The 8959-nt window shown below is 76.3% G+C and carries 2 protein-coding genes; both read right to left on the reverse strand.

What is annotated here, in order from left to right:
* Positions 1 to 2357, reverse strand: a 2357-nt coding sequence (locus AB0H28_RS29765; RefSeq protein WP_358047385.1) for a type I polyketide synthase, incomplete at its 3' end; no start/stop codon positions are given.
* 39 nt (positions 2358 to 2396) lie between these two features.
* The gene (locus AB0H28_RS29770; protein ID WP_358047388.1) at positions 2397 to 8951 is read right to left on the reverse strand and encodes an SDR family NAD(P)-dependent oxidoreductase; all 6555 of its coding nucleotides are present in this window, start codon (positions 8949 to 8951) and stop codon (positions 2397 to 2399) included.
* Between the last annotated feature and the right edge of the window lie 8 nt (positions 8952 to 8959).

Below are 8959 nucleotides of genomic sequence, written 5' to 3' on the forward strand. Positions count from 1 at the left end.
AAGCGCACCGCCTCCCGCACGTGCCGCACCCAGTAGTCGACGGTGAACTCCTCGACCGGCTCACCGGTCAGGTTCGACACCACCGGGATCCGCGGCGCGGCGAAGTCGACGTGCCCGATCGCCGCGGCGAACTCGGCCAGCATCGGCTCCATCAACGACGAGTGGAACGCGTGCGACACCGTCAACCGGGTCGCCTTCGCGAACCGCGACGCCAGCTCCTCGATCGCCTGCACCGGGCCGGAGATCACGACCGACGTCGGAGCATTGACCGCCGCGACGTCCACCCCCGTGCCGGCGATGATCTCCCGCACCTCGGCCTCGGACGCCTGCACCGCGAGCATCGCCCCGCCCGCCGGCAACGCCTGCATCAACCGGCCCCGCGCCGCGACGAGCGTGACCGCGTCGTCCAGCGACAGCGCACCCGCGACGTGCGCGGCGGCGACCTCACCGATCGAGTGACCCAACAGGTAGTCCGGGATGACACCCCACGACTCCAGCAACCGGAACAACGCCACCTCGACCGCGAACAAACCGGCCTGCGTGTGCACCGTCCGGTGGATCGCCTCCGACCCCAGGGCCTCCCGCAACCCGTCGAACCGGCCCACGATCCCGTCGAACACCCCCGCGAACACCGGGAACCGCGCCGCCAGGCCCACACCCATCCCGACCCGCTGCGCCCCCTGACCGGTGAACAGGAACGCCAGCGCGCCCGGCGTGACGACGTCGCCGCCGACCGGCCCGGCGAGCGCGGTCGCCAACTCGTCGAGGCCGTCGGCGACGACCACGGCGCGGCTGTCGAGCGCCGCCCGCGTCGTGGCGAGCGCCGAGGCGAGGGCGGCCGGGGTCGGTGCCACGCCGGACGACAGCAGGGCGCGCAGCCGGGTCGCCTGATCCCGCAGGCCCGCCCCGGTGCGGGCGGACAGCAGGAACGGCGTCGGCCCGCACGGCGCGGCGGCCGGCTCCTCCTCGGCCGGTGCGGCGGCCTCCAGCACCACGTGTGCGTTCGTTCCGCTGATCCCGAACGAGGAGACGCCGGCCCGCCGAGGCCGGCCGGTCTCCGGCCACGGGCGCGCCTCGCGCAGCAGCGCGACCGCGCCGGCCGACCAGTCGACCTGGGGTGTCGGCTCGTCGACGTGCAGCGTCGCCGGCAGCACCCCGGACCGCATCGCCATGACCATCTTGATGATCCCGGCGACGCCGGCCGCCGCCTGGGTGTGCCCGATGTTCGACTTCACCGAGCCCAACCACAACGGCCGGTCCTCCGGCCGGTCCTGCCCGTACGTGGCCAGCAGCGCCTGCGCCTCGATCGGGTCACCCAGCTTCGTGCCGGTGCCGTGCGCCTCGACCGCGTCCACCTCGGCCGGGGACAGCCCGGCGCCGGCCAGCGCCTCCCGGATCACCCGCTGCTGGGAAGGGCCGTTCGGCGCGGTCAGCCCGTTGGAGGCCCCGTCGGAGTTGACGGCGGTGCCGCGCACCACCGCCAGCACCCGGTGCCCGTTGCGCCGGGCGTCGGAGAGCCGCTCCAGCAGCAACAGTCCGGCGCCCTCGCCCCAGCCGGTGCCGTCGGCCGCTGCCGCGAACGGCTTGCAGCGCCCGTCGGCGGCGAGCCCGCGCTGCCGGCTGAACTCGACGAACGCGGTCGGCGTGCTCATCACCGTGACGCCGCCGGCCAGCGCGAGGGCGCACTCGCCCCGGCGCAGCGACTCCACCGCCAGGTGCAGGGCCACCAGGGCGGACGAGCAGGCGGTGTCGACGGTGACGGCGGGCCCTTCGAGGCCGAACGCGTAGGCGAGGCGGCCGGAGATGACGCTCGCCGCCGTGCCGGTGGCCAGGTAGCCCTCGGTGGTCTCGTCGTCGCCGGCGATCAGCGAGCCGTAGTCCTGGCCGTTGGTGCCGGCGAACACCCCGATCCGTTGCTGCCGCAGCGAACGCGGATCGAGGCCGGCCCGCTCGAACGCCTCCCACGCGGTTTCCAGCAGGATGCGCTGCTGGGGGTCCATGGCGGTGGCCTCGCGGGGCGCGATGCCGAACAGGCCGGCGTCGAACCGGTCGACCCCGGACAGGAAACCGCCGTCGCGGACGTACGACGTGCCGTGCCGCCCGGTGTCCGGGTCGTAGAGCGCGTCGACGTCCCAGCCGCGGTCGCCGGGGAACGGCGCCAGCGCGTCGTGTCCGCCGGCGACGAGCTGCCACAGCTCCTCCGGGCTGTCCACCCCGCCGGGGAACCGGCAGCTCATGGCCACGATGGCGATCGGCTCGCGGGCACCCTCCTCGGCCTCGCGGAGGCGCCGGTTGGCCTGGCGCAGCTCGCCGGTCATCCACTTCAGATGGTCGAGAAGCTTCTGTTCATTCGCCATGGCTGTCCCCTAGTACGCGGTGTCGGTTCCGGTGGGTGGTCATGTGGGGCTGCCGAACTCACGCTGGATCAGTTCGAGCATCTCGTCGGCGGTCGCCAGGTCCAGCCCGGCGTCGAGGTCGGCGTCGGGTTCGGGCCCGACGTTCGTACGACTCCACTTGTCGAGCAGGCCGCGCAGTCGCGCGGTGATGCCGTCCCGCTCGTCCTGGTCCGGAGCGACGCCGAACAGGAGGGCTTCCAGCCGGTCGATCTCGCTCGCCACGCTGGGGCGTTCCGGCTCGCCGGCCACCTGCGGCGCCAGGTACGCGGCGAGCGCGCCCGGCGTGGGATGGTCGAACACCAGCGTCGCCGGGAGCGGGAGTCCGGCGGCGGCGCCGAGCCGGTTGCGCAGTTCGACAGCGAGCAGCGAGTCGAATCCGAGGTCCCGGAAGGCCGACGCCGGGTCGATCCGGGCCGGGTCGCGGTGCCGCAGGACCGCGGCCGTCTCGGCGCGGACCAGGTCGAGGATCACCCGGTCGCGGTCGGCGGCGGCGGCGAGGCGGGCGCGTAGCCGCTCGGCCGGGGAATCCGGGCCGCTGTCGCCGGTGGACGGCAGGTCGGTGAGTTCGGCGAGCAGCCGGTTGGCCCGGCCCGGCCCGGTGGCCGCCGCGAACGCGGTCCAGTCGACGTCGCCCACGACGACCGCCGGGCGGTCGCCGACCACGGCGGCGCCGAAGGCCGCCATCGCCCGGCCGGCGGCCAGCGGCGTCAGGCCGAGGGCGCGGTGCCGGCCGGCGAGCGCGGGCCCGGCGGCGAGCCCGCCGTCCGCCCACGGTCCCCAGGCCAGCGCGGTCGCGGGCAGGCCACGGGCGCGCCGGTCGCCGGCCAGCGCGTCGAGGTAGCTGTTGGCCGCCGCGTAGTTCGCCTGCCCCGGGTTGCCGACCGCGCCGGCCATCGAGGAGTAGAGCACGAACATCCGCAGCGGACGGCCGGCGGTGAGGGCGTCGAGGTGTGCCGCCGGGAGGGTCTTGGCGTGCAGCACCGCGGCCAGTTGGTCGAGGGTGAGTGTCTCCAGCGGGCTGTCGGCGGTCACCCCGGCGGTGTGCACGACACCGTCGAGGGGGTGCTCGGCGGGGATGGCGTCGATGGCGGCGGCCAGGTCGGTGCGCGACGCCACGTCGCAGGCCCGCACCGTGACCGTGGTGCCGGCCGCGGTCAGCTCGCGGACGAGTTCGGCGGCGCCGGGCGCGTCCGGGCCGCGCCGGGAGAGCAGGAGCAGGTGGGGTACGCCCCGGGCGGCGAGCCAGCGGGCGGCGTGGGCACCGAGCGCGCCGGTGCCGCCGGTGATCAGCACGGTGCCGGTCGGGATGGTCGGCTCGGCCGCGTCGGCCGGCGGGGTGACCGGGCGCAGCCGGCGGGCGAGGATGCCGGCCGGCCGGAGCGCGAGTTGGTCCTCGTCCGCGTCGTCGAGCGCGGCGGCCAGCCGGCGCCGGTCGGTCTCGTCGAGGTGCTGCGGCACGTCGACGAGACCGCCCCAGTGTCGGGGCAGTTCCATGGCGGCGACCCGGCCGAGGCCCCACAGGTGGGCCTGGACGGCGTTCACCCCGTCGGCGGCGCAGGTGGCGACCGCGTTGCGGGTGAGGCACCAGAGTTTCGCCGGCCCCGGCAGGTCGGTGACCGCCTGGGCGAGCGCCACGGTGGCGGCGAGACCGGCCGGCACGTCCGGCTGGCCCGGGTGCGGCGTGGTGTCCAGCCCGAGCAGCGACAGCACGCGCAGCGGCCCGGTGCCGGTGGCCGTGGTGAGCAGAGCGGTGAAGTCGGCGCGACCGGCGGTGCCGTCGACGGTGACGGTCCGGGCGGTGGGGAAGGCGGCGACGATGTCGGCGCAGTCGACGCCGTCGGGCAGCACCAGCAGCCAGGTGCCGGCCGGCGGGGCGGTGGGTTCGGCGACCGGGATCCAGGCCTCGGCATAGCACCGGTCGTCGTCGCCCTCGTGGGCCGGCGTCCGGGGCCAGTAGCGGGTGCGGTCGAACGCGTACGTGGGCAGGTCCAGCGGGTGTTCGGGGCGGCCGACGACGGCGGTCCAGTCGATCGGCGCGCCCAGGGTCCACAGCCGGCCGGCGGCTTCCAGCAGCGTCGTGGCCTCGTCGCGGTCCTTGCGCAGCGCCGGCACGTAGGTCAGTGCCGGCGCGGCCGTCGCGGACAGCACACCCGCCGGCCCGACCTCCAGGCACCGGGTCACCCCGTGCTCCGCGAGCCACGTCATGCCGTCGTCGAACCGCACCGCCTCCCGCACGTGCCGCACCCAGTAGCCGGCAGTGAACTCCGGCACCGGCTCCCCGGTCAGGTTCGACACCACCGGGATGCGCGGCGCGGCGAAGTCGAGGTGCCCGATCGCGGCGGCGAACTCGTCGAGCATCGGCTCCATCAACGCCGAGTGGAACGCGTGCGAGACGGTGAGCCGGGTCGCCTTCGCGAACCGCGCCGCCAGCGCGTCGACCGCCTCCACCGGGCCGGAGACCACCACCGACGTCGGCCCGTTCACCGCCGCCACGTCCACCCGCTCGGCCCACCGGCTCCCCGCCTCGGCCGCCCGCGCCGCCAGCACCGCGCGCACGTCGGCCTCGGACGCCTGGATCGCCAGCATCGCCCCACCCGCCGGCAACGCCTGCATCAACCGACCCCGCGCCGCCACCAACGCCACCGCGTCGTCCAGCGACATCACCCCCGCCACGTGCGCGGCAGCGACCTCCCCGATCGAATGACCCAACAGAAAGTCCGGCCTGATGCCCCACGACCCCAGCAGCCGGAACAACGCCACCTCGACCGCGAACAACCCCGCCTGCGCAAAGACCGTCCGATGAACCGCCTCGGAATCGATCGCCTCCCGCAACGGCACATCCAACACCTGGTCGAAGCGGGCACAGATCGCATCGAACGCGTCGGCGAACACCGGAAACCGCGCCGCCAGACCCGCACCCATCCCGACCCGCTGCGCGCCCTGACCGGTGAACAGCAACGCCAGGCCGCCCGGCGACGCGACCCCGGAGATCATCGGTTCCGGTTCGGCGAGGGCGGCGGCGAAGCGTTCCGCCTTGTCCGCGACGACGACCGCGCGGTGCTCCAAGGTGGCCCGGGTGGCGGCGAGCGCCCGCGCGACGTCGGCCGGATCGGCCGACGGCGCGTACCCGGCGAGTCGCCGCGCCTGGCCGCGCAGGCCGGCGGCGGTGCGCGCGGAGAACGCCCACGCGACCGGCCCGGCCGGCCCGGCCGGCGCGGGCGCCGCGGCGGCCGGCGTCGCCTCCTCCAGGATCACGTGGGCGTTGGTGCCGCTGAGCCCGAACGAGGACACCCCGGCCCGGCGGGTCCGCCCGGGGCGGGCCCAGCCCCGGGCCTCGGTCAGCACCCGCACCGCGCCGGCCGACCAGTCGACCGCGGCGGACGGCGCGTCCACGTGCAGCGTGGCCGGCAGCACGCCGTGCCGCATCGCCAGCACCATCTTGATCACTCCCGCGACGCCGGCAGCGGCCTGGGTGTGCCCGATGTTCGACTTCACCGAGCCCAGCCACAACGGCCGGTCCGCCGGCCGGTCCTGCCCGTAGGTCGCCAGCAACGCCTGGGCCTCGATCGGATCGCCCAGCCGGGTCCCGGTGCCGTGCGCCTCGACCGCGTCCACGTCGGCCGGCGTCAGGCCGGCGTTCGTCAGGGCCTGCCGGATGACCCGCTGCTGCGCGGGGCCGTTCGGGGCGGTGAGCCCGTTCGACGCGCCGTCCTGATTGACCGCGCTGCCCCTCAACACGGCCAGCGGCTCCCGGCCGTGCTCCCGCGCCACCGAACGGCGCTCCAGCAGCAGGACGCCGACGCCCTCGCCCCAGCCGGTGCCGTCCGCCGCGTCGGCGAACGCCTTGCAACGGCCGTCCGGGGCGAGGCCGCCCTGCCTGTCGAACTCGTCGAAGGCGCCCGGGGTGGACATCACGGTGACCCCGGCGGCCAGGGCGGCGTGGCATTCCCCGGCCCGGATCGCCTGCGCCGCCAAATGCATCGCGACCAGCGACGACGAGCACGCGGTGTCCACGGTGACCGCCGGGCCTTCCAGGCCGAAGGCGTACGAGACCCGCCCGGACAGGATGGCGGCGGCGTTCCCGGTGGCGGTGTGCGACTCGACGTCGGCGCCACCGGCAGCGGCCAGCACCGCCGGATAGTCCTGACCGTTGGTGCCGGCGAACACGCCGATCCGGGCGCCGTGCACCGATCGCGGGTCGATGCCGGCGCGCTCGAAGGTCTCCCAGACCGATTCGAGCAGCAGTCGTTGCTGCGGGTCCATGGCGAGGGCCTCGCGCGGGGACACGCCGAACAGGGCGGCGTCGAAGTCGGCGGCGTCGGCGAGGAACCCGCCGACGAAGCCCGCTCCGGGTCGCCAGCCCCGGTCGGCCGGCGGCTCGGTGAGTCCGTCGACGCCGTCGCGCACGAGCGCCCACAGGTCTTCCGGGGTGCCGACGCCACCGGGGAAGCGGCAGGCCATCGCGCTGACGACGACCGGGTCGTCGTCGTCCGCGACCGGCCGGGCGGCCTCGGCCGGCTCGTCGGCACCGCCGCCGAGCAGCGCCGCCAGGTGGTCGGCCAGCACGGCCGGAGTGGGGTGGTCGAAGACGAGCGTGAGCGGCAACCGCAGGCCGGTGTCGGCGACGAGCGCGTTGCGCAGCTCGATCGCGGTCAGCGAGTCGAACCCCATGTCGTGGAAGGCGCGGCCGGTGTCGATCGCGTCGGGCATCGGGTGCCGCAGCACGGCGGCCGTCCGGGTCCGGACCAGGTCGAGCAGGGCGCGTCGCCGGTCGGCGGCGGTCAGCGTGGTGAGGTCGGCCGGCCCGGCGGTCGCGGCCGGCGGCTCGGCCAGCGAGCGCGTCGACGCGCTCGCCCGGGTCGGGGCGAACCGGGTCCAGTCGACGTCCGCGACCACGATCGTGGGGTCCTGGCACCGCAGCGCGGTGTCGAGCGCGTCGAGGGCGGTCGGCACCGGCATCGGTGACAGTCCGGCCCGGCGCAGCCGCTCCCCCACGTCCCCGGCGGCCATGCCCGCGGCGCCGGCGGCCGTCGCCTGGGGCCCCGGGACGTCGGCGGCCCAGGGGCCCCAGGCGACGGCCGTGGCCGGGAGCCCGGCGGCGTGCCGCCGCGCGGCGATCGCGTCGAGGCGGGCGTTCGCCGCCGCGTAACCGGCCTGGCCGGCGTTGCCGACGCTGCCCGCGAACGAGGAGAACAACACGAACATGTCCAGCGGCAGGTCGCGGGTCAGCTCGTCGAGGTGGACCGCCGCCACCGCCTTCGCCCGCAGGGCGGCGTCGAGCTGCGCCACGGTGAGCGACAGGAAGGTGGCATCGTCGACCACGCCGGCGGCGTGCACGACGCCGGTCAGTGGCCGCTCGGCGGGGATCGCCGCCAGCACGGCCGCGAGCGCGTCGCGGTCGCCGGCGTCGCAGGCGACGACGGTCGCCTCGCTGCCCCGCTCCGCCAGGTCCGCGACCAGTTCGGCGGCGCCGGGCGCGTCCGGGCCGCGCCGGGAGAGCAGCAGCAGACGCGGTACGCCGCGGGCGGCGAGCCGGCGGGCGACGTGCGCGCCCAGCGCGCCGGTGCCGCCGGTCACCAGGACGGTGCCGGTGGCGGCCGGAGGGGCCGGCGTGGCGGCCGGGGCGGGGGCGCGTACCAGCCGGCGGCCGAACACGCCGGACGTCCGGACGGCGGCCTGGTCCTCAGCGCCCGCGGCGAGGACCGACGCGAGACGTTGCCCGGCCCGTTCGTCCACCACGGCCGGCAGGTCGACGACGCCGCCCCAGGTGACGGGTTGTTCGATGGCGGCGACCCGGGCCAGCCCCCACACCGTGGCCGGCACGTCGGCGCGCAGCGGGTCGGACCGTCCGACCGAGACCGCGCCCCGGGTCAGGCACCACACCGGCGCGTCGATCCCGGCCGCCGCGAGCGCCTGGATGCCCGTCACGGTCAGGGCCAGCCCGGACGGTACGGCGGTGAGGTCCGGCAGCGGGTCCTCGGCGAGCCCGGTGAGCAGCACGACACCGGCGAGGGCGGTGCCGTCGAGGTCGTGGAGGCGTTCGGTCAGGTCGTGCGGCGTGGACACCGCGACGTCCAGAACGTCGGCGCCCTGGCCGCGCAGCGCGTCGAGGACGGATCCGGCCGGCGTGCCCGCGGCGACGACGGCGAGCCAGCGGCCGGGGAGCCGGGCCGGGGGCAGGTTGAGCGGGGTCCAGCTCTCCCGGTAGCGCAGCCCGTCGACGAGTGTGGCGCAACGCTGGTCCCGGCGCCAGGCGGCCAGCGCGGGCAGCACCGAGCCGAGCGTGTCGGAGGTGACGTTCAGGTCACCGGCGAGTTGGGCGACGTCGCCGCGGTCGACCGCGGCCCAGAAGCGCGCCTCGCCGGGGGCGTCGGGCGGAGTCGGTGCGGCGGTCGACGGCGCCGGCCAGTAGGACCGCCGCTGGAACGGGTAGGTGGGCAGGTCGACGTGTCCCGCCGGCGGCAGGATCGCCGCCCAGTCCACCGACACCCCGACGGTCCACAGCCGCCCGGCGGCGGCCAGCAACGCGGTGACCTCGTCGCGGTCCTTGCGCAACGCCGGCA

The sequence above is a fragment of the Micromonospora sp. NPDC050980 genome, from assembly GCF_040653835.1.
In the GTDB taxonomy this organism is placed as follows: Bacteria; Actinomycetota; Actinomycetes; order Mycobacteriales; family Micromonosporaceae; genus Micromonospora.